Raw genomic sequence first — 26,897 nt, forward strand, 5'->3', positions numbered from 1 at the left:
TATAAAAGAGTAATTATGAGGGATACTTCAATTACTCTTTTTTTAATGAAGATAAAGATAAAATATGGGATTAATTAAGATTAATAGGAACTGAATAATCCATTCGATGTTCCGGATAGGAAAGAGATACTCAATGGTTAAAGAGAAGAAAAAACTTTTAATATATGCTCATTACTATATTCCTGACGTAGCTTCCACGGGGCAGATTCTTAAAGAACTGGCAGAGGGAATGCTGCATACATTTGATATAACGGTAATTTGTGTTGTCCCTTCCTATACGGGTAAGGTTGCCGATGAGTATAAAGGAAAGATGTTTTATAAGGAAGAAATTAACGGTGTAAAGGTTATACGAATCCGTGTACCTGAATTCTCCAAAAACAATAAATTTAGCAGAATTAAAAACATCCTTGCATATTTCTTCGGGTCTTTATTTGCAACATTTAAGGTTGGAAAGATGGATTATGTATATTCCATTTCACAACCTCCTATCCTGGGAGGTTTAATAGGTGTTTGGGGTAAATGGATGAAGCGTGCCAAATTCATTTATAATATACAGGATTTTAATCCAGAGCAGACGATGGCGGTTGGATATAGCAAAAATAAGCTAATTCTAAATATGATGATGTGGTTTGACAAATTTAGTTGTAAATTTGCTGATAAGGTAATTGTTGTTGGACGAGATATGGTTGAAACCTTGAAAGATAGATTCAAAGAAAAGAAGGTACCCAATCATGTATTTATCAATAACTGGATTGATGAGAAAGAAATCTATCCTCTTCCTGCTGATAATGAAAAAGTAGTTGCATTCAAAGAGAAATATGGCTTGGAAAAAAAGTTCATTATTATGTATTCCGGGAACCTAGGTCTTTATTATGATCTTGAGAACATTATACGTGTTATAAAGAATTTCAAAGATAGAGAAGATGTAGCATTCGCTTTTATAGGCGAAGGTACTATCCGGGAAAAGCTTGTACAATATAAGGAAGATAACACTCTTAACAATGTAATTTTCATCCCGTACCAAGATAAAGCTGACCTAGTATACAGCTTGAATGCAGGAGATGTTCATTGGTGTATAAATGCTAAGGGTATTAAGGGTGTATCTGTTCCAAGCAAACTCTATGGGATCCTTGCTGCAGGTAAACCAATACTCGGAGTACTTGAAGAGGGTTCCGAGGCGCGCTTGATTATTGAAGAAACAAATAGTGGCTATGTAACGGAACCAGGAAATTATGATGAGATCGAATATATAATAGATAAATTTCTTAAAAGAAAAGGAAATAGCACACTAACTGAAATGAGTACAAATGGAAGAACATATTTAGTTAAGAATCTTACGAAAGATGTATCAGTTAATAAGTATATTGAAGAGATATTATCTTGTCAGGACGAGGTTTAAAAATGAATAGTAACTGGTTTAAGTTATTAATGAAAGCAACTAAAGTTAAATATGGAAAAAATCTTTTGCTGAAAGGTGTACCAATCATTTTTAATAAATCCGGAGCTAAGCTTACAATTGGCGATAACGTTACTATAAATTCTTCCTTTTTATCAAATTTGGTCGGACTTTATCAACGTACTATCATTGTAACAAGAACATCAGGGGCTGAAATTCATATAGGAAATAATGTGGGGATATCTGGGGCAACAATTTACGCTAGAAAATCTATCAAAATAGGTGATAATACCAATATTGGTGGTAACGCAAAGATATTGGATAATGATTTTCATCCACTTGAAATTGAGGCAAGAAATGCTGATATAAAAGAGAAGATTGCCACAAAGCCAATTGTAATTGGGAAGAACTGCTTTATTGGTTGTAATACCTTGATTTTGAAAGGTACTACACTTGGTGATGGCTGTGTAGTTGGAGCTGGAGCTGTTGTCAGCGGTAAATTTGAAGAAAACAGTGTGATTGCTGGAAATCCAGCTAGAGTAATTAAGAAACTTTAATATTGTAAAGTATTTCGAAATGGAAAGGAAAATAAATGGTAGATCTTACAGTAGTTATCCTCACAAAGAATGAGGAGAAAAATTTAAGAAAATGTGTTGAGTCATTTCGTGGTATTGTAAAACGTTTTGTCATTGTTGATAGTTTTAGCTCGGATGGAACCGAAAGACTTTGTGATGAATTGAATAAAGAACTTCAGGTAATTGATAGTAGATTAGATTTCTACCAAAATAAGTTTGTTGATCATGCAACACAATTTAATTGGGGATTAAATCATACAAGTATCACCACCGAATGGACAATGAGAATGGACGCAGATGAAGAATTGATGGAAGATTTAGTAGAAGAAATTGAAGCAAAACTGCACAATATAAACATGGATATTAATGGTGTGATTCTTCGTAGACGGGTTTATTTTATGGGACGTTGGATTAAACACGGCGGTAGATATCCAGAATTATTACTTCGTATTTTCCGAACGGGGAAAGCAAGATGTGAACAAAAAATAATGGATGAACACCTGGTCTTATTAGAAGGACAGACTGTAGATTTTAAAAATGACCTCATAGATAACAATACAAAAGATTTAGATTGGTGGACCAATAAACATAATTGGTATAGCAATCGTGAAGTACTCGACCACCAAGTGACAATTGCAAATGACTTACAGGATGGAGATCTACTTGAGACTGGAAAGTCTTCGAAACAAGCAAAAATGAAGCGGATGGTTAAGAATAAGGGGTATTATGGATTGCCGAAGTTTTATAGGGCACACTTATATTTCATTTATAGATATTATATAAAGCTAGGCTTCCTAGATGGACCAGAAGGTAGAATTTACCACTTTTTACAAGCGTATTGGTATCGGTTTTTAGTAGATGCCAAATTATATGAGTGTGAAAAGTTTGATAAGAAAATGATAGCACAGGGAGATTTGAAAGCATAAGGAGACAATTATGAGAAGATTATTAGTTTTACTGAAAAATATGCTATCAGTTCCATCACGATTGTTTAAGCATATATCCATACTTGCCATTTTACAGGATGATGAAATTGATAATACCGCTGCAATTTGTTCCGGAGTTAAGTTTTATAGGGGGAAAATTGGAAAGTACTCATATATCGGTAATAATAGTTTTGTAATTGACTCTACAATAGGTAATTTTACATCTATAGCACCAGATTGTTATATTGGAGGAACTTCACATCCAATTGAATGGGTTTCTACTTCTCCGGTTTTTCATAAATGGGAAAACATTATGAAAAAGAATTTTTCAAGGCATGAATTTGAAATATTTCAAAAAACAACTATTGGAAATGATGTCTGGATTGGAAATAAAGTGCTAGTAAAAGCTGGAGTGAATATAGCAGATGGTGCTGTGATTGGCATGGGGTCAGTTGTTACCAAAGATATTGGTCCTTATGAGGTATGGGCTGGTAATCCTGCAAGGATGATTAGAAAACGATTTGATGATGATACTATCAGGAAACTTTTAGAATCTAAATGGTGGAACTGGGATGATAAAAAAATTGAAAAATCTGCTAGTAGTTTCAATTCAGTTGATGAATTTATGAGGAGTTTATAATGAAAATTGTTCACTTATGTTTGGGATGCTTTTTCCCAGATAACTATTCTTATCAGGAAAATATGTTACCAAAATTTCATAAAGAATTAGGCTATGATGTAGAAGTAATTGCTTCGTTAGTTACATTCGATATAAATGGAAAAGGTACATTTTTGGAAAAAGGAAGTACGTATCAAAATGAATATGATATTAAGGTTACAAGACTTGATTATAAGAAACCGGTAAGAATTTACAAAAAATTAAAACGTTTTATCGGCACATATACAGCTTTAGAAACTGCAAAACCAGATATCTTATTTATTCATGGGTGCCAGTTTATAGATATGGATATAATTGTAAAATATTTAAATAATAATCCACAAGTTAAAGTTTTCGTGGACAATCATGCTGATTTCTCAAATAGTGCAACTAATTGGCTATCTAAAAACGTTCTCCATAAAATATTATGGAGACATTGTGCCCAAATAATAAAACCTTACACAACCAAGTTTTATGGTGTGTTACCTGCTAGAGTAGACTTTTTGATTGATATGTACAGGTTACCAAAGGAAAAGGTAGAGCTTTTAGTGATGGGTGCAGATGACGAACGAGTAGAACAGGCTGCCTCCCCACAGGTTCGTCAGAAAATTAGGGATATGTATGGCATTGCTGAAGATGATTTTTTAATTGTAACTGGTGGAAAGATTGATGAATTTAAAATGCAGACATTACTACTTATGGAGGCTATTAATCAAATTAATAACTCAAAGATAAAACTAGTTGTATTTGGTTCGGTTACAAATGAATTAAAAGAAAAAGTCCATGCACTATGTGATGGTAATATAATCCAATATATAGGGTGGATAAAGGCAGAAGATTCATATGATTACTTTTCAACTGCAGATTTAGTTGTTTTTCCAGGACGCCATTCAGTGTTTTGGGAACAAGTTGTCGGTATGGGGATTCCAATGGTTTGCAAATATTGGGATGGGACAACTCATGTAGACGTGGGAGGAAATGTTGAATTTCTTCATAAAGATACAGTGGAGGAAATAAAAAGTAAAATTCTATCTATTTTAAATGACAAAGAAAAATATGAATTTATGAAAGCAACTGCAAAGGAAAAAGGTATTGAAGTATTTTCATATAAAAAAATAGCAAGACGAGCGATAGAGAAGTAATAGTTTTTGAGAATGTATATAAAATCAGGATATTTTTTAAACAAGAAAATTATTAAAGAATTTTGCATATTCTAATATTGAAACATTCTTTAATAGTGTAGTGGTGAATTGGTCGATGTATATCGAATATAAAATACTATTAGGATAATTGCTAAAGTTTTTAAAACAGTTATCCACTGTTAGTGGGATTATGTCCATAATTTTTAGTGGATAGGAGTGTGTTATGAGAATTAGAAGGGAAAAAATTGGTTTGGAATTCGGAATTGCTTTGTTACTTCTTTCAATACCAATTTCGCAGATAGCTAAACTTGTTTTTGGTCTTATAAATATAGATGTATCTGCGATTTTATTAATTATTTCATTATTTTTAATAGGTAATAAAACAAATCTAATTGGTTTTAAGTTTCCGTCAATGAACAGAGGGTTCCTGATAATTCTTGGTTTTCAGGTATATTGTATAATTATAGCTATTTATGCCAACATTGGACTTTTCAACCCTAATTTTGGGATTATATATATCATATTTACTATGGTACTAATATTATTGATTTCTACAAACAGACGAAAGATAAATTACGAATTGACTATAAAATTATTTGTTTACATTTCTGGAATATTCAATATTTTACTTTTATACTTTTTAACTGATGGTTTAGCATCATTAATACCCAGGACAGTAAATCAAGTTTTTGTTGGAAATGTTTTGGTAGCGGATAGGTTAACTCTATCAACCATGGCATACTTTTTAATTATTGCATTGATCACTTTCCGAAGTAAAAATAATTTTGAAAAATTATGCAGTTTTGTTTTCGTCGTGGCAGCTTTACTAAATATAATTGCTACATCACGCAGAGGATTGATGGTTGCATTAATCTTAATATTAATAGTTCATTTTATTTATAAATTGCGTCAAAACAGAATTAGTAAAACTTCTTTAATTAGATTTATCCGGTTAAGCGCAACATGTTTTATTGCTGTATGTTTATTATTTATTGTATTGAGTAAAGTACCAGAGTTAAGAGGACTAATTGAGTCTTTTATTCAAAGGTTGTCCTCTAGTTTGATCACTTTTTTTGGTGGAGGTACGTCATCTTCTTACGATAGTGCATCATATTCTAGGGTTTTAGCTAGACAGGAAAGTTATCTATTATTATCCGAAGCATCAATTTTGGAAATATTATTTGGTTTTGGGTATATGAATGATTGGATTGATTTTCCGTTTCTTCAAGCAATAATTGATATGGGGATAATATTCGGTTTCATCTATATATATATTCAAAGTATGCCTATTATATATACAATATCTAAGAAACATAAACTAAAAGATGGCGAATTGTTCTTCTTTTATTTAGCTATAGTTGGGTTACTAAATAATTTCTATTCGGGAATACCATATGGATATTATAAGTACGTGTATTTAATACCATTTATATATGTTATGTTTTCAGAAATAAGAAAAATCAATAAATAATTAGGACTAGTTTTGTTTATGGTATTAAAAAGTCTATTTCCTTTTTAAAAGATTAACTAGTGCCTTAAACTGAATTAGTATATTAAAAGTTAAAATTGGACAACTGGACATTTCTAATGGAGATTCTGTTTAGAAATATTTATGGAACAGTTTGGGAAGAAAAATCACTGGGGAGATTAAAATATGGTAAGGAAGAAATTATTATTTATTAGTAGGGGATTAGGAATTGGAGGAGCCCAAAAAATTTTAACATTTGTTGCGAATTCGTGTGATAGGGCTGGTTATGATGTTTCAATTATTAGTATTAAATCAACAGAACCCACAGTTTCGATAAACCCGAACGTAAATATTGTCTATTTAAATGTTAATTATGACTCTATTAAGAGCATGAATGGATATAGAAAATTTTGGAGTACTATCAATTTATGTAGACAAATCCGGTCTGTTATAAAAAGCGTATCGCCAAATATTATTTGCGCTTTTATGCCTGATGTTTTAATTTTGGCCCAATTATCTAGTATAGGACTTAGATTGCCAATAGTTGGATCAGAAAGGGATAATCCATATAAGATATCAATGTTTAGATTAATTCGGGATAACATTGTATACAGTAGATGTAACTATATGGTGTTTCAAACTAAAAGGGCTATGGACATCTTTAATAGATCAGTTAAAAAAAAGTCTGTAATTATACCCAATCCTTCTATACCAAGAAAAACTGAAGTTAAACCCTATGTTGGGGAAAGAAAGAAGGTTATTTTGGCAGCAGGGAGATTAGATGATGTAAAACAATTTGATATACTAATCCTAGCATTTAAAAAGGTGTTAAACAAACATAAAAACTATTTTCTTCATATTTATGGTGAAGGTCCAAGTAAGGAAAAATTAAATCAATTAATATTAAAAAAAAAATTAAGTGACAATGTAATATTAAAAGACGCAGTTAGTGATGTTTTTGCTATTGAAAATGATTGTACTGCTTTTGTATTATCTTCTAAATCTGAGGGTATTCCCAATGTATTAATTGAAGCATTATCAATAGGTATTCCCTGTATTTCAACTGATTGTGAGCCAGGCGGTCCAAGGCTACTCCTTGATGGTGGGAGAAGAGGTTTACTTGTACCAGTAGGAGACACAGATAAATTGGCAAGTGCAATTTGCAAGTATATAGATATGCCTGAAGCAGCACAGAAATTTGGGGAATTAGGGATGGAAGTAAATGAAGAATTTTCTCCTGAAAAAATCTCAAAACAGTGGATCGATATTTTTAAAACTATTTAAGATATTTATATAGATTTATTACGGATAATATTTGAATTAACTAGGAGTTGTATAAATTGGATAAGAATAAAAAATTCATTGCACTTCATGGTGCTTACTTTCCTAATAATTTTGGAGATGTTTTAATACTGGCTATTCAAGCAAAATGGATAAAAGAAATTACTGGGAAGGAAATAGTATTACCATTTGCAACAGAAATTTATAGAACTTCTCTTGATTCATCTACTTTAAGGGGCCTCGAAAGTATAAAAAAATCTGACAAACTTGTTTATGGTGCAGGGGGATACTTTGGTGAACCACTTACAAATAAATGGAAGTGGGGATATAGTTTTTTAAAAAAACATACTATACCAGCAGAATATGCAATGTTAAATAAAATAAAATATGCAGTAATTGGAACAGGCGTAGGTCCAATTACTAATATATTTACCAGAAAAGAAATGGTAAGAATATGTAAGAACGCATCTGTTTTAGCTGTAAGAGATGAAGAATCAAAACAATACTTGGTAGAATACGGTGTTCCTAAAGAAAAAATAAATGTTACTGTTGATGTAGCATTAAGTTTATCAAAAAATGATATACCTGAAGATTCTATTAGTAAAATAGAAAATATGTTTACTAAAGTAAAAGGATTAATATATGGTTTCCATATTGGTGTGGATATGGACTCTCTAGTATATGGAGATAAAGCAAGAATTTTGTTTGATGAATCCATAAAATTTATTAACGAAAATACTTCGGTAACACCAGTGTTAATAGTTGATAACAACAATAATGAGCAAATAAAAGCAATAAAATATCTAAAGGAAAATATCAATAGAGAATGTATTATTTATATACATGAGAATATATGGGACACTGCAGCTCTTCTTGAAAAATTAGATGTGGTTTTGACTAATAAATTACACGTAGGTATAGTTTCTTATGCATTAGGTACAAATTGTATTTCTATACCATATCATCCCAAGACTACTAGGTTCTACAAACAAATTAATTGCGAAGAACTTTGTATGCCACTATTAGATATAGAACAAAATGAAATTTATGATTTACTATATAGAAGTATCGAGGAAAGATGGAGAGTGGAATTGAATAATAGAAGAGGGGAAATCTTGCCGAAATTAAAAGCTAGTGCATTACTAAATAAAAAAATATTGCAAGATTTTCTAACTGATTGAATAACATTAAGTAGTAATAAAATTATTTGAGGATAGTCAAACCTCATATTTTTGATTAAGAATTATATATTAATATGCATCTGGCAGTAATTAAAGCAACGCTTGTGAAAGGTGCTATAAAAGAATGAATAATTTATTAATAAAAAACTTTAGAAAAGCTTTACCAAAAAATTTATTAAAAAGCAGTTTTAGTAGAGCTTTAATCCTTATATCCGGAGGAACTGTTTTTGCTCAATTTCTGAATATAGTTCTATCTCCTGTAATTACAAGAATCTTTTCCGCTGAAGATTATGGAATATTTACTGCCTATAATGCTTTATTAGGAATATTAGCCGTAGGTGCTCTAAAATATGAAACAGCTATACCTATAGCAAGAGATGAAAAAACGGCAATTAATGTTTTAACAATGAGTCTTGCAGTATTATCTTTAGTAGTTTTAATTCTTACTATTATATTATTATATTTTGAATCTATGATTTTTAGTATTACTAGTTCTGAGTCGATACATCAATATAAGTATCTGGTCCCAGTTGGTGTATTATTAAGTGGTTTGTATAGTATATTCAAACAATGGGCATTAAGAATAAAGGATTATAAAACTGTTACGAAAACAACTGTTACCCAAAGTATTTTTGGTAACCTTTTTAAACTTATTACAGGGTTGGTAGGGCTAGGACCATTAGGTTTGATCCTAGGAGGAATAATCGGTCAAAGTTCAGGAATAGTTCAATTATCGAAACCATTAATAAAAAGAGATAGAAGTATTATTAAAAATATTTCATTCAAGAAAATTATATGGTGCTTGAAAAAATATAAGGATTTTCCCATTTTTAATGCCTCAAATCAATTAATAAATAACTTAACCGGTAATTTACCAATATTATTTATTACTATGTTTTACGGAAGTAGTGTGGTTGGTAATTTTGGTTTAGCATATATTATTGTAAAATTACCAATGAATTTAATAGGTAGCGCAATCGGAGACGTTTACTTTGCAGAAGCCTCTAGTATTGGCAGAACAAATCCAAGAAAATTAAAAAATCTTTCAAATAAATTAACAAGGAACTTAGCTTTAATAGGCATAATTCCAGTAATAATTCTTTTAATTTTTGGACCCCAGATATTTAGTGTCTTGTTTGGGGAATCTTGGTATCAGGCTGGGGTTTTTGCAAGGATTGTTTCATTTATGATGTTTTTTATGCTTATTATTACTGCATCAGGAAAAATATATGTGGTTTATGAACGGCAAAGAGTACGATTTTTTTTAGATTTGATAAGAGTGATTCTAAATATCTTAGTGTTTATATTATCATCAAAGTTTAATTTAGATGTGTATTCAGCGTTAACATTATATGTTATTACTTCTTCAGTGGTTTATTTAGGTACTCATATTATTGCTCAAAAAATTCTTAACGGTGAAATAAGGAAAAAAGAAGCAGTAGGGTGAATCTTTTTTCCAAAATAATAGGCTTTTTGAATGTATTTGTTTTCATTAATTTTAATTTAAAAGTTGCGAAAAGAACTTAATTAGAAAACTAATAAGAGTAATATTAAATAGTAGTGCTACTTTATTCAAAAGTAATAATAATGTATTTACAAATAATAGAAATACAATTATGAGATAACTCAATAGAATTCGCCAAGTATTTTAATTATTGTTTTTCGAAAAGGGGTAATTATTTTGATTGATATTATTTTGCCGGCATATAACTGTAATAGATGGATTGAAGAATCTATAAACAGTATTTTAAATCAATCTTATAAAGATTGGCACCTATATATAATTGATGACAATTCAACTAATAAAGAATCAATAAAAATTATAGAGAAAATGATAGTAGATAATAATAAAATTACCTTAATTAAGAATGAAAAGAATCTAAAAGCCCCAGGGTCAAGGATGAAAGCAATTCGAAGAACTAGTGGTGAATATATTACATTTATTGATCAAGATGATATTTGGCATGAAGATAAATTAAAGAAACAAATTGAAATCTTTAAGAAATATCCTGATGTCGATTTTGTTTACGGTGATTTAGAATTAATTAATCAAAACGGGGAATTAATAAAAGGGTCAAATACCAAAGTAGTTAAAAATAATGATAAGCAAAATTTTACAATAAATGAGCTTATCTCTAAGTTAGGTACTATACGTATTGGAACAGTAATGGTAAAGAGAAAACCTTTTCTTAACATTGGAGGATTTGATACTAAACTTTTTGGTGGAGAAGAATGGGATGCATGGTTAAAAATTATTATATCAGGAGCAAATTTCTATCATTTAAACGACATATTAGCGTATAGAAGAATACATGATAACAACGTTAGCAAGGTTTATTTAAAAGAAAGATTTAACAACGTTATCGTAATGTTAAACAAATTTATTGATTCTGAGTACGGAGATTCTGTGAAAAGGTTTAAGCAAAAATATGTTTTATTACGAATTATTAATATGATTGAACAAAAGCACTATAAAGAATGTAAAGATTTTATTAACGAATATATTGATGATAAAAAGAAAAAAATATTATTGTTAGGAATATCTAATGAAATTGGAAAGTTATTGATAGTTAAGTATAAAAGATTAAAAAATATGTAATATTTAATTAAGTTTATGAAATTATGATATTGTTAAAATCAGTGCATCGGTAAAGAATATCATAAAAAATGAACAGGTCAATATTGGCCTGTTCATTTTTTGAAGGATATTATTATATAATATTGCATTAAGGTTACAAATTTAATTAGTTTAAGAGGTTTAGAAAGCTAAATTTATAGTGATAGTTGTACATATGTCGATGAAGGATCTTAAAAAGAGTCTAAATCCTAGAAACTATCGTCATATAAATAAAAAATCAAAGTTTAGCTTTTTAAATGCTAAACTAAAAATATCATTAATAAAAGGGATAGGTTTTTGTCTAATCCTATAAAACATACAAATCTAAATTAAATTACTATTTAATACAGTTTTTTTGATTATATTATTCTTTAAATTTTACCCTTATTTGGATATATAGTAAATAAGTTAACGGATAAGTAAAGTGTATATAGTTGTATAATGGATTTAATGTATATGGAAGATATAATAATTCTTTTTATTTGATTAAGTTCAAAATAAGTAATGATTTTAATAAATTTAAAACTATTGGTTTAATTGTGAGTATTATTATATATTTTTTATTATTATATTATGTTGAAGGTAGGCGAGCCTATGTTAAAGATTGCAGTTGCAGGAACCGGTTATGTTGGCTTAGTTGCAGGTGTATGTTTTGCAGAAGTTGGACATCATGTTACCTGTGTTGATATTGATGAAAATAAAGTAGCCCTAATGAAATCAGGAGTTTCTCCAATTTATGAAACTGGTTTAGAGGAGTTAATGCAGAAGAATTATGAAGCTGGAAGAATAAACTATACTACCGATTATAAGACAGCCTATAAGGATGCTGATGCAATTTTTATCGGGGTTGGTACTCCAGAACAGCCAGATGGTTCTGCAAATCTATCATACATCGCAACTGTTGCTAGGCAAATTGCCGAATCTGTTGAAAAAAACTGCTTAGTTGTTGTAAAATCTACAGTTCCAGTTGGTACGAATGATAAAGTTGAACAATTTATTCAGGACTTTTTAGTTAATAAAGTGAATGTGGAAGTTGCATCAAATCCTGAGTTCTTGGCACAAGGTTCAGCAGTTCATGATACTTTACATGCAGAGAGAATAATTATTGGGACAGAAAGTATATGGGCTGAACAAATACTTATGAAGATCTATAAACCATTTGGTTTGCCAATTGTTTCAGTTAATAGAAGATCAGCAGAAATGATTAAGTATGCTTCAAACGACTTTCTAGCTCTTAAAATATCATATATGAATGATATTGCAAATCTATGTGAGTTAGTTGGGGCTGATATTCAAGATGTTGCAAAAGGAATGAGTTTTGATGAACGAATAGGAAGTAAATTTCTAAATGCCGGTATTGGTTATGGGGGTTCTTGTTTCCCTAAAGATACAAAAGCGTTAGAGTATATTGCTAGACAACAAGGATATGAGTTAAAAACTGTTAGGGCTGCTATAGATGTTAACAAAGACCAAAAAACAATATTATATAAGAAAGCTAGTAAACGACTTATTACCTTCAATGGACTAAAGGTAGCAGTTTTAGGCTTAACGTTCAAGCCTGGTACTGATGATCTAAGAGAAGCAGCCTCATTGGAGAACATACCGTTATTATTGGAGCAAGGTGCAGACATTTACGCATATGATGCTGTGGGAGCAGAGAACTTTGCTAAAGTGTATCCAGAAGGTAAGAGTGGGAGAGGTAGTATTACGTATGTGTGTAATATAGAGCATGCACTAGATGGAGCAAATGTCTGTTTTATATTTACTGAATGGGGAGAAGTAAAAGCAGTTACTCCAGAAATTTATAAAAATTTGATGAGAACTCCATTAGTTTATGATGGAAGAAATATTTATAGTGTACTTGAGATGGAACAGGCAGGGGTAGAGTACCATTCAATAGGAAGAAGACCTACAAGTAGAGAAGTGACAAAGGAGTCGAAAAAAAGTGAATTGCAAAACTCTTGATATTAGTAAAACATATCTTGTCACCGGAGCTGCAGGCTTTATAGGATTTTACTTATCTCGGAATCTATTAGAACAAGGCTGTAGAGTAATTGGTATTGACAATATCAATGATTACTATGATGTGGACTTGAAATATACTCGTTTAGAGCAAATAAAATCCTATGAAAAGTTTATTTTTTTTGAAGGTGATATTTCAGATAAGTCCTTGATAACAAATTTATTTAAAGAATATAGACCCAACGTAGTTATTAATCTAGCTGCTCAAGCAGGTGTAAGGTATTCCATAGAGAATCCAGATGCATATATTCAGAGCAATATAATTGGATTCTACAATATACTTGAGGCATGTAGACATTATCCTGTGAGTCATCTTTTATATGCATCTTCAAGTTCTGTGTACGGAGCAAATAAAAAAGTTCCATTTGAAGAAACAGATATGGTTGATAATCCTGTTTCACTCTATGCTACCACAAAAAAATCAAATGAGTTAATGGCTCATACTTATAGTCATCTTTACAAAATTCCTGCAACTGGACTTCGTTTCTTTACAGTTTATGGTCCACTTGGGCGTCCTGATATGGCCTATTTTGGATTTACAGGTAAATATTTTTCAGGTGAGCCGATCAAAATTTTTAATAACGGTGATTTCGATAATGATCTCTACCGTGATTTTACTTATATTGATGATATAGTTGAAGGAATTGAACGCCTTCTTAGTAAACCTCCGGTGGGGGAGCATAATGTTGCTCATAAGGTATTTAATATCGGTAATAACAACCCAGAAAAGTTGATGACTTTTATTGAAACGTTAGAGAAATGCTTAAGTAATACTTTGGGTAGGGAAGTCATATTTGAAAAGGTGTTTGAACCGATTAAACCAGGTGATGTACCAGCTACTTATGCTTCAACAAAATTATTAGAAGATGCTATTGGATTTAAGCCTAAAACTTCAATAGAAGAGGGCCTTCAAAGGTTTGCAAATTGGTATTGTGAGTATTATAAGAAGAAATAGCCCTAAATAGGGAGTAGTAGGGTAGCTACTCCTTTTATTTATTTTTTTGATATATTTCGATAGATATAAACGAAAATTGGTAATCACACTGGATAATAGGGTTAGTGTATTGGAGGAGTTAATATGAAACTTGTATTACTATCAGGTGGATCGGGAAAACGTTTATGGCCATTATCAAATGATACAAGATCAAAACAGTTTTTAAAAGTATTAGAAGGTAACAATGGAGAAAAGGAATCCATGGTCCAACGAGTATGGGGACAACTAGAAACAGTGGGTCTTGCCGAGTCTTCTGTCATTGCTACTTCAAAAATGCAAAGAGATATGATTCATAGCCAAATTGGAATGGATGTCCCTATAATTATCGAACCTGAACGTCGTGATACATTCCCTGCTATAGTACTGGCTGCTTCATACTTGTATACTATTCAAAATGTTTCTGAAGATGAAGTGGTTGTAGTATTACCGGTTGATCCATATGTAGAAGATTGCTTTTTTGAAAAGGTAAAGGAATTAGAGGATGTGTTACTAGATTCTAATGCAGATTTGGCTTTGGTTGGTGTAAGGCCTACATATCCATCTTCAAAGTATGGATATATTGTACCAAAGGAAAAGGTAACGGTCGATTCCTATTTCACAGTAAATCACTTTACGGAAAAGCCAAGTGAAGAAAAGGCGCAGACTCTTATTGATTTAAATGCTCTTTGGAACTGTGGAGTATTTGCATTTAAATTGAAGTATATAATTGATATATTGATAGAAAAAGGCTTACCATCGCATTATGATAAACTGTCGTTACAGTATAAGATTCTACCAAAAATCAGTTTTGATTATGAAGTAGTAGAAAAGGCAAATTATATTGTTGCTCTACCTTATGATGGTTATTGGAAGGATCTTGGAACGTGGAATACCTTAACGGAAGAAATGGCTACAACTCAAATTGGTAAAGGTGTTTTAAGCGATGATAATGAAAATACTCATTTAATTAATGAGCTTGATATTCCAGTTACAGTTATTGGAGTAAAGGATATTGTCGTTGCTGCGAGTCCAGATGGAATTTTAGTTGCCGATAAAGCTTCAAGTCCAAAAATTAAAGATTTGATTAGTGGATTTGAACAACCTCCAATGTATGAAGAGCGGATTTGGGGCTGGTCTCGTGTGCTTGATTATGCAAATTATGAGGGCGGTAATGAAATGGTTACCAAACGTATTTGCATCCATGAAGGGAAAAACTCTAGCTATCATTATCACAACCTCCGTGATGAAGTTTGGACCATTGTTCGGGGTGAGGGTGAATTAGCATTAGATGATTACATTACTCGTGTAAAAGCGGGAGATATTATCCACTTGCCAGCTGGTAAGAAGCATGGGATAAAGGCATTTACCGAGTTAGAATTTATTGAGGTTCAAACGGGTATCGGTATTAGTGATGAAGACTTTACCCGCTTGTATTTTAAATGGGAAGATGTTATTAATCATTTCCAGAAATCAAAAGCAAAAGTAATTTTATAATTATTTTTTGGGAAAGGACTTTGGTTCTTTCCCTTCTTTTTTGTTTTGGAGGTGAAAAATTCCGGTGCCTGTGGTCAAGCCCCCGAAAAGTAGACATTTAAAAATTCAACACTTAGACTGCATTTTGGTAATCTAAGTAATACATTTTAGGAGAAACGAATCCCATTCTTTTTTGGATTCGCTTTTCATAATAAAAACGAATATATTTCTTTAAATTATGTTGAAAGGATTCGATTGGGCAGTTGGGATAGAAACATGTAACCGTCAAGTATAAATCAACAGTTTTTAGTAAATAAGATTGGTTCTTACGCCTTTTTGGTGAAAGTTATTAGCCCTAAGGTATTGTGATATCTTTAAATTCCGGTGCCTGTCACTCCTCGATATTTGTCGAAGATTGATAGAATATTTTGACTGGTGTATCACTAATATTATATGTTTTTTTGGGGAGAGGGCTTAGGTCCTATCCCTTCTTTTTGTTTTGAAGGCGAAAGGAATTGAAAACTATTACATATTACATATCGGATTATGGATATGGTCATGCCTCAAGAAGTATTGCAGTTATAATGTAATAATGTACATGGGGAAGGTCCTTATGGCTTTTCTTGTCGCAAATGATCATTGAATATTCCCGTGGTGGTCCTGAATAGCCGCACCATCCAGAGAGGATTTCAGTTTGTTTTCAGAATCTTTCCTTTCCATTTACTCGCAGCTTGTGACTTTCCAAAATGTATTTGGCGTCAAAATCCCGAAAGGGTTGGAGGTAACTCGATAATATCCGTGCCTGTCACTACCCGATTTTTGTCGAAGATTGATAGAATATTTGACTAACAGTATCAAATTGATATTCTCACTAATAGTATAAGTTTTTTTCGGGAGAGGGCTTAAGTCCTTTCCCTTCTTTTAGTTTTGGAGGCGAAAGGAATTGAAGACTATTGCATATTACATATCGGATTTTGGATTTGGCCATGCCTCAAGAAGTATTGCTGTTATAAGGAAGCTACTTAATCATCCTGAAGCGGAAATTATGATTTGCCATTCTTTTGCTCTATCTTTTTATTAAAGAATCGCTTCATTCTGACCGGGGTAGTTACCGAAAGATTAAAACAGAAGACATGGGGGTCAGACCCCCACCCTGTTAAAGTTTAACGCGGTCAATTGGGGTCAGACCTCCCATTAAGCTACTTTAACGTATGTCATTATATACAATAGTTATTTTTGTTTGGGGAGTACCTTCTCGTTCTTCTGCTTTTTCTAGTTCTACCCGAAAAGATACCATTGTCTCTCCCATGTAGCCATTATATTCCTTTATCACCTCGTCTACCAAATGCGTTTCGCATACGACACTTGCCCGCTTTGTTAAGATATTGGCGTAGTGTTGTGCCTTTGTTGGTGTGGAATTTGCGAATTTAAGTACTTCTTCCACCGTCATGTACCGTAACTTTGTCACTATTTATTCCCCTCCAATTCTATTATAAATTATAGCAAAAATCGGATATTTATAATTGTCAGCGTTAATATGTACACTTTTAATTGTTTAACCATCCGGACAGGCAATACCATCAATAAAGTGATTACGTAATATAGACTACTTAGGCTATTTCAAAGTAGTATTCGAAAATTTGGGGTCAGATCGTGCGGCCGAGCCTAGGTCGTAACATATAGCGGGTGGGAATCCCGTCGAGAAAGAATTAGCCATTCACTCGTAGCGAGTCTTGGAGGGCAGCAGGTAACTGCTGTCTTTAAGCGTAGACAGTTAGGTAATGGGCTGAAAGCCGTAAGGTTGAAGGGATTGAGCTCCGAAAGCCCAAACTTAGAAGGGCTGATGCGTTGGTCTGTGCAGAAAGCAACATTTCTATCATCGCAAAATGGCAAGAGGATAGAAGCCTTCTCGGGGTCGTTGACCTTGGCACGTTACACATCGATATGTTACGACAACTCGGGAGAACCTGCAGGTCTTTTCGCATAAAGGCGAAGAGTATGGCGTACAAGCGATACAAAGTGAGGAAACCAAATGCCTTGCAGGTAGTCGGATAACAGCGTAGTACCAATGAAGTCGGGTAATGCTGATGGAGGAAAGGCTGTTACTTATCATCGTTCTTACTAGGGACACATTAACTACACACAGAGGTAGGAGAAATTAATGGAAACAAAACTAATGAGAATAGCAGAATTAGCAAGATCTCACCCTGATATGAAATTTACTTCACTGGCTCACCTGTTGGACGAGGAGGCACTTAAACAATGCCATCATGAACTTCCGAATAAGAAGGCAACAGGGGTGAACCGAACAACTAAAGAAGAATATGGGGAACACTTAGATGAAAACATTCAACAGTTAGTCAAGCAGTTGAAAACAAAAGACTATCGACCAACACCAGTAAGAAGAGCATATATTCCCAAGACTGGTTCAAGTAAGAAGAGACCGCTGGGAATACCTGAACATGAAGATAAAATCGTTCAGCGGGCGATAGCGAAAACATTGAATGCCATCTATGAACAAGATTTCCTAGACTCTTCCTTCGGTTTTCGTTCAAATCGTAATTGTTGTATTTGTCAATATTAATTTGAGCCAGAGCGATCACTTCAAAAGTGAGCCACTTCATTCAAAGATATTTCCATATTTAGAGGTGGAGTGGGAGTTTAGGGTATCTTGCCCCGAGTGGCAAGATACCCTAAACTTGTTGTGCCTAGATCTACTGGTCGCTATCTTCCCTCTGTTTCATACTTTGTCTAAATCGATAGGATTCTCCATTTAGGAGGAGGATATGAGCCCTATGGGTTAATCTGTCTAGGAGGGCTGCTGTCATCTTTTCATCTCCAAATATAGAGGTCCATTCTGTAAATTCTAGATTTGTTGTTATCACAACGCTTGCTCGTTCGTAACGGCCGGCAAAGAATTGGAATAAAAGCTCGGATCCTACTTTTGTGAATGGTACGTATCCAAGCTCGTCAATAATGATTAAATCAAATTTGAGCCACCTTTTTTCTAATGCACCTATTTTATGTTCTTCATTAGCCAGGAGAAGTTCTTCCACTAATTCTGCAGCTGAGATAAACTTAACCTTATATCCATTTTTAATCATTTCAATGCCGAGGCCCGTTGCCAGATGCGACTTTCCGGTCCCACTGTTTCCTAAAAATATTATGTTTTCCTTCTTCTCCACAAAATCTCCCTTTGATAGAGTCAAAAAACGATTCCTATTCAGACTTGGCATCAAACTAAAATCATAGCTATCTAGTGTTTTATGAACAGGAAAAGCGGCTTGTTTAAGCCTTCTTTGCCTTTGATTGTCTTCTCTAGACTCTGATTCAGCTTCAAGTAAAGCCAATAGAAATTCCTCATAGCTTAAGTTACGATCCTCAGCCTCTCTAGCGTGGGAACGATATTGCGCTGCGATAGTCGGAATCCGTAATTGTTTAGTTAAGTGATCTAAAAGTAGTTCTGTCGTCATTTCCGTGTACCTCCTGTCAATTGACCGTACTGTTCTATATTGGACTTGTCCACCTTGTAATCAAGGAGATTGATAGGCGTTTTGTCCGTTGGAAGAGTACGGATTGGTATGTGGCGGTTTGTGAGCCTTTGTATGATTTCATGGACCTTCTCATAGCGGAAAACTTGCGTTTTCTCTGCTTCCAATAAGGCTTTTGTTAAATTGTCCATACCAATATCACGATGGAGGAGGAGAAGTCGAATGAACTTCTTATCACCTGTAGATCCTTCCTGTTCTCGCATTTTCAAATGGAATCTCTTGAATACATCAGGGATCTCAATTGATTGGAATGCATGTGCGTCTCGGATTGCACGTGGTTTTTTAAGTAATACTTCCAAATAATGATCAAGAACGGTAATCATCTGATTGCGTTCATAGGACCGAATATGTTCTGCGATCACTTGGTTTTGAGCCACTACGATTACACGATCGACAAAAATTTTTGCCCATACAGCTTGTCCCACATAGCTGCAGGGGACAGAATAACGATTGGTTTCCACGGTAATAAGGGAGGTTTTATTGACCTTGCATGATAAAAGCTTACAAGCTTCAAACCGGTTCGCAGGAAGGGGATGAAGATATTCCTTTTCCTTCTCCCACATTTCTAAGACAGTTTCTGATTTATTTGGGACGTGAGTCCTTCCAGCCTCTTTTAAACACCAATCCAGGAGATAGTCATTCAGTTCCTTAACTGATTGAACTTCCGGTAAAGGTACCAAAGCATTTCTTCTTATGTATCCAACTGTGCCTTCAACTCTCCCTTTTTCGTTACCACTTGCAGGATTACAGAATTCAGCCTTAAATACATAATGTGCTTGGAGCCCAATGAAAGATTCCTGTTCTAGCCGATCTCTTCCTTGGAGTATTTTTGTAACAGCTGTTTTTAAATTATCAAGGAGACCCTCTGTAGGGACCCCACCTAAGAATTCAAACGCATGGACAAAACCATCTAGGAATGCTTCCTGTTTTTCATGGAGATACGCTCTGACAAACCTAATACGGCTTGCGGAGAGCTGAACGCAGAAAAGGAAAATGCGTTGCTTTCGACCCTGTAGAATAATATCCGCCTCTCCCCAGTCGAATTGAAATTGGTGGCCGAGTTGAAAGTCCAGAGGAATGAATGCTTCCTGAATTTGTTGTCTGCGTTTGGCTACGATTTTACGAATGTTAGAGGCAGAGCCTTTAAAATCATATTCATCTTGTAATCTCTTAAAGATTTTAATGGCACTATGCTTTTGTTTTCTCCAGTTCTTTTGATCTTCTTCTAACCATTGGTCAATTATTGGAATGATCCGTTTTGTTTCTGGAGAGTATTCCTTTGTTGCATAGACGGTTTTTCTTAAGACTGTGGTCGGTGCTGTATTGTTTTTAAGGTATTTACTTACAGTGTTACGGGATATTCCAAGTTTTGTCGCTATTTGTCTTTGCGATAAACCTTCAACCTCTTTTAAAAATTTGATATTATGAAATTGAGCCATTTCGATCATCCTTTTCGTCCTCTCATATGTAGTAAGTTTGGTCACTTCCTATCATAAGAGAGGTTAATAGAATTGGAAATTAAGTGGCTCATTTTTTATGCGATCAAATCGTATAAAAGTGGCTCAAATTTAGATTATCAAAAACAATTGTCACGATGCACTGAAAATCCTTAATTTTTACTTGGAAAGAAGATACACCAACTACATTGTAGATGCCGATATTAAAGGTTTCTTTGACAACGTAAATCATGAGTGGATGATGAAATTCCTGCAGCATCGAATAAAAGACCCAAGCCTTTTGAGATTAATAGCTAGATTCTTAAAAGGGGGATATATGGAAAAGGGGAAGCTTTATAAGACGGAGGAAGGAACTCCTCAGGGCGGGCTCATTTCGCCAATTTTAGCGAATGTCTATCTCCACTTTGTGCTTGACCTGTGGTTTGAGAAAGTTGTAAGGAAACAATGTAAAGGACAAGCTTATATCGTAAGATATGCGGATGACTTTGTCTGTTGCTTTCAATACGTAGATGATGCACAAAACTTCTACTATGCGCTAATTCAGCGATTAAAGATGTTTCAACTCGAAATTGCAAGGGATAAAACGAAAATTATTCCCTTCGGGAGATTTGCGTCTGAAACATGTAGACGTAAAGGAATGGGTTAATTCCGGTGCCTGTCACTCCCCGATATTTGTCGAAGATTGATAGAATATTTGACTGGTAGTATCACTAATATTATAAGTTTTTTGGGGGAGAGGGCTTAGGACCTATCCCTTCTTTTTGTTTTGGAGGCGAAAGGAATTGAAAACTATTGCATATTACATATCGGATTATGGATTTGGTCATGCCTCAAGAAGTATTACAGTTATAAGGGAGCTACTTAATCATTCTGAAGTGGAAGTTATCATTTGCCATTCTTTTGCTCTATCTTTTATAAAAGAATCGCTTTATTCTGAACGGGTTCGTTACCGAAAGATTAAAACAGACATTGGATACTTCTTGGAAAGGGATTCTATTTTTCCTGATAAAGAAAAGCTGTTAGAGGAGTATCAGAAATTTGTTGCAGATTGGGGTCGTATTTTTGAGCAAGAGAAAAAGTTTTTGTTAAATGAAAAGATTGATCTCGTTGTATCCGATATATCTCCAGTGCCATTTGAGGCAGCTGATCAATTAGGGATTCCTTCCGTTGGTATTTCAAACTTCACTTGGTATACAGCTTATCAAGGATTGATTAATGATGCTGAGTTAACGACATTTAAAAAGGCTTACCAAAAAATGACCTATTTCTTCTCTTTGGCTGGAAGTAAAGAACAGTGGCAGATGAGATCTTATGATTATGGATTCTATTCGAGAGAAAGCGATTTAGAAGAAGTTAACAGAATAAGAAGTTCAGTTAATCCTGTGGGAGATAAGAAAATAGTTTTTCTTGGTCTTGGAATGAAAATTGGGGTTGATTCACTTGAACAACTGCCAATTTGGGATAGTCCTAACTGCATCTTTTTAGTATCCCACAATGTCCAAGTAAACCATAAGAATGTCTATCAAATACCTGCAGATTATTTAGAATCGCAAAATTATATTGCAGCCTCTGACTTAGTGATCCCAAAAGCAGGCTGGGGAATGATTGGGGAAGCACTCAGTGCAAACGTTCCTTTGCTTATTCTAAATCGTCCTTCGATGTAAGAGGATCAGAATACGATTGAATTTTTGATCAGGCAGCAACTTTGTGAGCTTATTGACTGGGAAGAGTTTAAGAAATTTCAACTTAATGAAGGCTTTATTGAGCAGTTGAACATTGTTATGGGCTCTAATGATTACGCACACTCTAATCAGGCAGAGAAAATTGCGAATGATTTGTTGAGACTTGTATGATGAACTATTGGCTGTGTGGTGAAAGATATTATACAGGGCAGGTATTATCAAAGGTCAAATTGAAGTTTACGATGAAACCACTTTGAAGAAGAAATATGCGACAATATTGGGCAAACGTATACTTAGGGACGTTAATACGAGGTTTACTGAAAGTGGTTGTATAGGTACTTAAACCAAACCATTAAAAGTATTCCTTTAATGGCTACAGGAGTACATAACATAGATATAAAAAGCGAGGAGGTGTAGCATATGCGTACTAGGAAGTGGTGGGTCCTTGCTGCCATTGCATGGATGATAGCAATATTCTTCTTTACACAGCTACCGTACTTCACAGGACATAACACGGGAAAAGTGATCCACAAGGTGGTTGTCACAGAACAACAATCGGTTAGCGCAACGAATGCTGCCCCTATCGATACCAATGAGCTAAATCTTCTAGTAAGAAAGACAACACATGTCATCGTCTTTGGAATTCTAGCATTTTTATTGCTTAAATCACTAGAAGCCTTGAGGTTTTCATATGTGCTGGCATGGTGCCTAACGGTGATCTATGCCATAACCGATGAATGGCACCAATCCTTTATGCCAAGGAGAGTAGCGGCTTATCAGGATGTTTTGTTTGATTCTTTTGGGGCGTTTGTTGTTTTATTGATAAGCTATTTTATAATTAAACGTAAAAAAGTAAAATCGAGAGATTAATTCATCACTAAAGGATTTTTATAATTCTTTAATTTTGGATAATACTTCTGTCTTTAGAAAGAGATCAGGAGAAATTGTAATGAAATAGCATGCAATAGGACAGATAAAGGCTAATTGCTAAGGAACCAAGAGAACAGGCCCCTTGGCTCCCGGAAATCCTGCAACAATCAAGAGAGAAATTTTTAAGCTCCAAGCCGCTTCGCATTTTCTGTATGGCTATGTCAACCAAGAAAGGAACATCATTACGGAATGGTCAGTAATAAATTTGGCACCGAAATATAGAGATGAATAGCTAGATTTAATCTATCAGCCTATAGTACTTGTCTACATATTGATGGCAAAATTATTTCCAATTACAAAGGAAGGGTTTCCTGCACCTCACGGTACAGGAAACCCCTTCCTATAAATAGACTGATACGGATTAGTTTCTATCAAATTGTTTTATTCGTAATATCGCACTGTTACCAATTGTTTTGGATTACAAAGATGATGTATCGGGTGTTGTCATTGGTATTTGTTCAGGACGAATTCTATTTTCATGATCGCCGCATATTGGACACTCAGAGTCTGTCTCTGGTGTTAACCACACACTTTGGAAAGCGGCTTGACCAGGAGTTTCTTTAAAGATGTGTGGAAAATACCAGTAGTCTTCTTCCATCGACATGGTAAGGTAATAGAATCCCTTAACTAGTAGTTTGTTGATAAATTGTCCGATGCCTTGTTCTAAAACGGCAGCTGAGAGAATAGATAATCCTATTTTGACGGCTGCGCTGGAAACATGCTGGATATCTGAGCTAAGTGCAATTTCGCCCTTCAATCGATTCGTCCCGTAATCTGTCTCAGGCAAGTGATTTATTCCGAAATGTTCTCTGACTGGTGCAGCACAGCGGTAGCAAGGCGTTTTTTCTGGGATACTAATAATCACTTCTCCGCCTTTTGCCCCTTTATACAGACCGACAAATAAACAAGGTTTCCCCTTACAAAAGGCAAATCGGTTAATTTGTAATTGTGCCGAAGGGTCATCCGTTGTAGCTATAACAAGGTCTGCAAAATCGAATATGCTTGAAAATTCCTCTGAACTGAAGTCACCAATATTTTTTTTGTAGGTGGTAATCGATAAACAAGGATTAATATTCATCATGTTCCGGGCTAACGCTTCAACCTTATAATCACCAACGTCATTTAAAGAATAATTCGTTCGTGATAAATTAGCGATTTCCACAATATCGGGATCAATGAGAATGAAAGATTCCACACCGCTTCGTACGAATTGTTCTGTCATGTAGGAGCCAACAGAGCCGGCACCAACAATTAAAATAGTATTGTTCTGAAGTTCATCAGATAAAAGCCCCTTCGTTCTGGCAAATAACCTTTCCTTTATATAGGTGAGGTCGTCCTCGGGACTAATCCCGGTATAGTAGCGATTCCACCCAGCAAACTTCGCTGTTTTGGAATCTTTACTTAAGACTAGTCCATTTTTTCCAAAGACCTTTTTATAAGGTCTAGGAGGTAAGAGGAATTGCTTCAACATTTTTTCAATTCTTTCGTTTACATCATAAATTTCTAAGTCCCATTCGGTTTGAATGAGCTCAATTTCATCGTCTACGCTAACAAGAATTGTTGGTGAGACTGCAGGATATGGGTAGTTTAGTGAAAGAATAATCTCAATCCCATGACTATCTGTCACTCGAAATGAGTGATCAGTTATGCTCTTAATTTGAAAGTCATCAAAAAAGTTTGGCAAGATTTTTTCTAACGAAAGTAGAAAGCTATCATTAATAGTGTTCTGATTCATGTTCTTTCCTCCTATTTTGCAAATGGAAATGTTCCTGTTTGACGGTATGCCGTAAAGCCGGCAGCCCATATGACCGATTTGGCATAGGCTTTTTCGAGGCTCGCATAACCGCCATTTGTCGATTTGTTTAAACATAGCCGGCCATCACGATATAAATGGCAGTCATGTATGTTATAGTTTTTATCGATTTTTGGGTAAACTAGCTTTACTTGATAATAAGAACCGTCAAAATATAAAAACATACTATATACTTGACCGAAGGGATCCTTAATGGAATACAGAAATCCATTAAAACCATCCCTGTTTACGGGCAATGTATTACTCGGAAGCTTTGGGTGAACTGGTCTCTGCTCTGTAACATTAGCGAATGTTCCCTGAGGTACTTCGGACAGGACCTCAGGTGGATGTGAAACTGAATCTCCTTGGACGATTTTACCTTCCCTTGTAACCGAAATTTTTTGGTTTGGGTTATGGGGATGTTCCACTCCATTTCTTTGATTTTGAAGCATAACCCTTTGCAGCTCATTTAAATCCACTGTATTTGTCATGTGTTTTTCCTCCTTATTAATAAACTTCAATTGCTACCCTTTTTTGGTCCGTTCCTGAGAATGTTATTTCACAGCGGAGTTTACTCTGTGAAGTATCAGTAACCTCATTATTAATTTGAATACTTTCAGGAGGACTGCTATGAAAAGTAATTAATTCTTCAGTGGCAGAGCATCTGTCCTCCTTTATTATCTCAACTGGAAGTACCTCATTCTGGAAGATATCATTTGGCTGCTGAGAACCTACTGGTGTCGTTTGGTTGCAGATATTCATTACTACTTCCTCATCAAATGTTTCTTCCTTTAAGTGAGGAACTTTGTAAGGGTTCTCTTCTAACGACTTTCGTATTGCTGCATACATTAGATAGTGACTTGCCCTCTTTTGATCCCATTGAATATGGACCTCTCGGCTATCATCCAAAACGGAATGAAGCATCCTTGGAGCAGAAACAGGATAATTGATATCACATGTCAAAAGAAATTCTGTTTTTTCATCTCCCATTTGGATACGTGCTGTGAGGAAGGGCTCACCATTCTCTAGGGCGAAAAGAACTACCTTGTATTGACCGTCTTCACCCAGCAATTTGCAGGTATTTTGAATGTCATCTTCAAATTGTTGTTTAGGAATTATTTTTACTTCAAGTTCTTCTAATGAAAAATCATTATTTCGGCTGTATGAGTTGGGTTGATCCTTGGTAGCAGAGTCTCTAAATCCTCCGAAAAAGGAGACTTTCTCCTTAGGTCCTAATGCAATTTCATGACTTTTTAATTTTTTACAATTGATATTATTGGTCACGATTGGTGCTACAAACATTTCTAAATGTTTGTTTGTGTTTAAACTTCCTCTCACTTCTATTACATCTGTAGAGGACGGGTGGTCCATCCCGCTAGGATGGGAATGGATAATGCCCTTGAACTCTAAACCACTCTCAAGCTCTCGTTTCTTTACTATTTGATTCAAGTACCTGGAGGGATTATAGCTTGAAAGTGTGGTTTTCGCTTTACTATCAAAAATAAGCCCGGTAATAACTCTGCTTCCTGGTATCCCTACCAATGCACCTCCTTTTTCTGCCGGTAAATCTGCGATTAAATTTTTCGTATCCTTTGTTACTTCGTCGGTTACGTAAACTAATCTAGATTCTTTTTCATCTCGTCTCATGTCGTCTTTCACCTCTCCATTGTATTTTGATTTCAAAATTGCAATTTTACCTAGCTGCACTAACATCATGAACAGAAATTTTAATGGCTAAACATCCTATTTTAAAAATTTTTTGAAATTTATTAA

25 protein-coding genes are annotated in these 26,897 nt (G+C 34.2%); 19 read left to right on the forward strand and 6 right to left on the reverse strand.

All coding sequences use genetic code 11. From position 1 onward, the window contains the following. The first annotated feature begins 133 nt into the window (after positions 1 to 133). The 14 genes from ABC255_RS02035 to ABC255_RS02100 all read left to right on the forward strand — a co-directional run bounded on the left by ABC255_RS02035 (position 134) and on the right by ABC255_RS02100 (position 16,793). Complete coding sequence (locus tag ABC255_RS02035; protein ID WP_412991110.1) at positions 134 to 1,399, forward strand: glycosyltransferase family 4 protein; 1,266 nt, start codon at positions 134 to 136, stop codon at positions 1,397 to 1,399. Between the two features lie 2 nt (positions 1,400 to 1,401). Further along, positions 1,402 to 1,953 (forward strand): acyltransferase, encoded by a 552-nt coding sequence (locus ABC255_RS02040; protein WP_412991111.1) that lies wholly within the window; start codon positions 1,402 to 1,404, stop codon positions 1,951 to 1,953. 35 nt (positions 1,954 to 1,988) lie between these two features. After that, positions 1,989 to 2,897, forward strand: coding sequence for a glycosyltransferase family 2 protein (locus ABC255_RS02045; RefSeq protein WP_412991112.1), 909 nt, complete (start codon positions 1,989 to 1,991; stop codon positions 2,895 to 2,897). 10 nt (positions 2,898 to 2,907) lie between these two features. Continuing rightward, the gene (locus tag ABC255_RS02050; RefSeq protein ID WP_412991113.1) at positions 2,908 to 3,537 is read left to right on the forward strand and encodes a CatB-related O-acetyltransferase; all 630 of its coding nucleotides are present in this window, start codon (positions 2,908 to 2,910) and stop codon (positions 3,535 to 3,537) included. After that, positions 3,537 to 4,697 (forward strand): glycosyltransferase family 4 protein, encoded by a 1,161-nt coding sequence (locus ABC255_RS02055; protein WP_412991114.1) that lies wholly within the window; start codon positions 3,537 to 3,539, stop codon positions 4,695 to 4,697. The genes ABC255_RS02050 and ABC255_RS02055 overlap by 1 nt, the downstream gene beginning before the upstream one ends. 223 nt (positions 4,698 to 4,920) lie before the next feature. Next, complete coding sequence (locus ABC255_RS02060; RefSeq protein WP_412991115.1) at positions 4,921 to 6,168, forward strand: hypothetical protein; 1,248 nt, start codon at positions 4,921 to 4,923, stop codon at positions 6,166 to 6,168. Positions 6,169 to 6,351: 183 nt separating this feature from the next. Beyond that, the gene (locus ABC255_RS02065; protein WP_412991116.1) at positions 6,352 to 7,449 is read left to right on the forward strand and encodes a glycosyltransferase; all 1,098 of its coding nucleotides are present in this window, start codon (positions 6,352 to 6,354) and stop codon (positions 7,447 to 7,449) included. Between the two features lie 56 nt (positions 7,450 to 7,505). Further along, the gene (locus tag ABC255_RS02070; RefSeq protein WP_412991117.1) at positions 7,506 to 8,627 is read left to right on the forward strand and encodes a polysaccharide pyruvyl transferase family protein; all 1,122 of its coding nucleotides are present in this window, start codon (positions 7,506 to 7,508) and stop codon (positions 8,625 to 8,627) included. A gap of 124 nt (positions 8,628 to 8,751) precedes the next feature. After that, positions 8,752 to 10,074 carry a lipopolysaccharide biosynthesis protein gene (locus ABC255_RS02075; protein ID WP_412991118.1) on the forward strand — a complete coding sequence of 441 codons (1,323 nt, stop codon included), beginning with the start codon at positions 8,752 to 8,754 and terminating at the stop codon, positions 10,072 to 10,074. A gap of 234 nt (positions 10,075 to 10,308) precedes the next feature. Further along, a complete protein-coding gene (locus ABC255_RS02080; RefSeq protein ID WP_412991119.1) occupies positions 10,309 to 11,226 on the forward strand; it encodes a glycosyltransferase in 918 nt (305 codons plus the stop codon). 612 nt (positions 11,227 to 11,838) lie between these two features. Beyond that, positions 11,839 to 13,209, forward strand: coding sequence for a UDP-glucose dehydrogenase family protein (locus tag ABC255_RS02085; protein WP_412998454.1), 1,371 nt, complete (start codon positions 11,839 to 11,841; stop codon positions 13,207 to 13,209). Next, positions 13,190 to 14,221, forward strand: coding sequence for a GDP-mannose 4,6-dehydratase (locus ABC255_RS02090; RefSeq protein ID WP_412991120.1), 1,032 nt, complete (start codon positions 13,190 to 13,192; stop codon positions 14,219 to 14,221). The genes ABC255_RS02085 and ABC255_RS02090 overlap by 20 nt, the downstream gene beginning before the upstream one ends. Positions 14,222 to 14,344: 123 nt before the next feature. After that, positions 14,345 to 15,733: a sugar phosphate nucleotidyltransferase gene (locus ABC255_RS02095; protein ID WP_412991121.1), complete on the forward strand. Its 1,389-nt coding sequence runs from the start codon at positions 14,345 to 14,347 to the stop codon at positions 15,731 to 15,733. A gap of 922 nt (positions 15,734 to 16,655) precedes the next feature. Beyond that, the gene (locus tag ABC255_RS02100; RefSeq protein ID WP_412991122.1) at positions 16,656 to 16,793 is read left to right on the forward strand and encodes a hypothetical protein; all 138 of its coding nucleotides are present in this window, start codon (positions 16,656 to 16,658) and stop codon (positions 16,791 to 16,793) included. A gap of 123 nt (positions 16,794 to 16,916) precedes the next feature. Here ABC255_RS02100 and ABC255_RS02105 read toward each other — a convergent pair whose 3' ends face one another. Beyond that, entirely contained in the window at positions 16,917 to 17,180 is a 264-nt protein-coding gene (locus ABC255_RS02105; RefSeq protein WP_412991123.1) for a hypothetical protein, read from the reverse strand. Positions 17,181 to 17,873: 693 nt separating this feature from the next. Here ABC255_RS02105 and ABC255_RS02110 point away from each other — a divergent pair. Beyond that, positions 17,874 to 18,296 carry a reverse transcriptase domain-containing protein gene (locus tag ABC255_RS02110; RefSeq protein WP_412991124.1) on the forward strand — a complete coding sequence of 141 codons (423 nt, stop codon included), beginning with the start codon at positions 17,874 to 17,876 and terminating at the stop codon, positions 18,294 to 18,296. 130 nt (positions 18,297 to 18,426) lie between these two features. On the opposite strand, the gene istB is transcribed toward ABC255_RS02110, so the two are convergent. Both istB and istA read right to left on the reverse strand, forming a co-directional pair. Then, positions 18,427 to 19,185, reverse strand: a complete 759-nt coding sequence (istB, locus tag ABC255_RS02115) for an IS21-like element helper ATPase IstB (RefSeq protein WP_412991125.1) — start codon at positions 19,183 to 19,185, stop codon at positions 18,427 to 18,429. Then, positions 19,182 to 20,702, reverse strand: a complete 1,521-nt coding sequence (istA, locus tag ABC255_RS02120) for an IS21 family transposase (RefSeq protein WP_412991126.1) — start codon at positions 20,700 to 20,702, stop codon at positions 19,182 to 19,184. The genes istB and istA overlap by 4 nt, the downstream gene beginning before the upstream one ends. Positions 20,703 to 20,883: 181 nt before the next feature. Between istA and ABC255_RS02125 the strand changes: the two genes are divergently transcribed. From ABC255_RS02125 to ABC255_RS02140, 4 genes are all read left to right on the forward strand, one after another. Continuing rightward, the gene (locus ABC255_RS02125) at positions 20,884 to 21,366 is read left to right on the forward strand and encodes a reverse transcriptase domain-containing protein (protein ID WP_487247423.1); all 483 of its coding nucleotides are present in this window, start codon (positions 20,884 to 20,886) and stop codon (positions 21,364 to 21,366) included. Positions 21,367 to 21,502: 136 nt separating this feature from the next. Then, positions 21,503 to 22,384: a hypothetical protein gene (locus tag ABC255_RS02130; RefSeq protein WP_412991127.1), complete on the forward strand. Its 882-nt coding sequence runs from the start codon at positions 21,503 to 21,505 to the stop codon at positions 22,382 to 22,384. Positions 22,385 to 22,408: 24 nt separating this feature from the next. Continuing rightward, positions 22,409 to 22,573, forward strand: a complete 165-nt coding sequence (locus ABC255_RS02135) for a hypothetical protein (protein ID WP_412991128.1) — start codon at positions 22,409 to 22,411, stop codon at positions 22,571 to 22,573. 249 nt (positions 22,574 to 22,822) lie between these two features. Then, entirely contained in the window at positions 22,823 to 23,272 is a 450-nt protein-coding gene (locus tag ABC255_RS02140; protein WP_412991129.1) for a VanZ family protein, read from the forward strand. A 478-nt stretch (positions 23,273 to 23,750) separates the two neighbouring features. On the opposite strand, the gene ABC255_RS02145 is transcribed toward ABC255_RS02140, so the two are convergent. From ABC255_RS02145 to ABC255_RS02155, 3 genes are read right to left on the reverse strand one after another with little or no spacing between them, the layout of a single operon-like run. Next, positions 23,751 to 25,067, reverse strand: a complete 1,317-nt coding sequence (locus ABC255_RS02145; RefSeq protein ID WP_412991130.1) for a ThiF family adenylyltransferase — start codon at positions 25,065 to 25,067, stop codon at positions 23,751 to 23,753. An 11-nt stretch (positions 25,068 to 25,078) separates the two neighbouring features. Next, positions 25,079 to 25,615 carry a hypothetical protein gene (locus ABC255_RS02150; RefSeq protein WP_412991131.1) on the reverse strand — a complete coding sequence of 179 codons (537 nt, stop codon included), beginning with the start codon at positions 25,613 to 25,615 and terminating at the stop codon, positions 25,079 to 25,081. A gap of 16 nt (positions 25,616 to 25,631) precedes the next feature. Continuing rightward, positions 25,632 to 26,837, reverse strand: coding sequence for a Mov34/MPN/PAD-1 family protein (locus ABC255_RS02155; RefSeq protein ID WP_412991132.1), 1,206 nt, complete (start codon positions 26,835 to 26,837; stop codon positions 25,632 to 25,634). Between the last annotated feature and the right edge of the window lie 60 nt (positions 26,838 to 26,897).

It is taken from the genome of Neobacillus canaveralius (assembly GCF_047237705.1).
GTDB lineage: Bacteria > Bacillota > Bacilli > Bacillales > Cytobacillaceae > Neobacillus > Neobacillus niacini_K.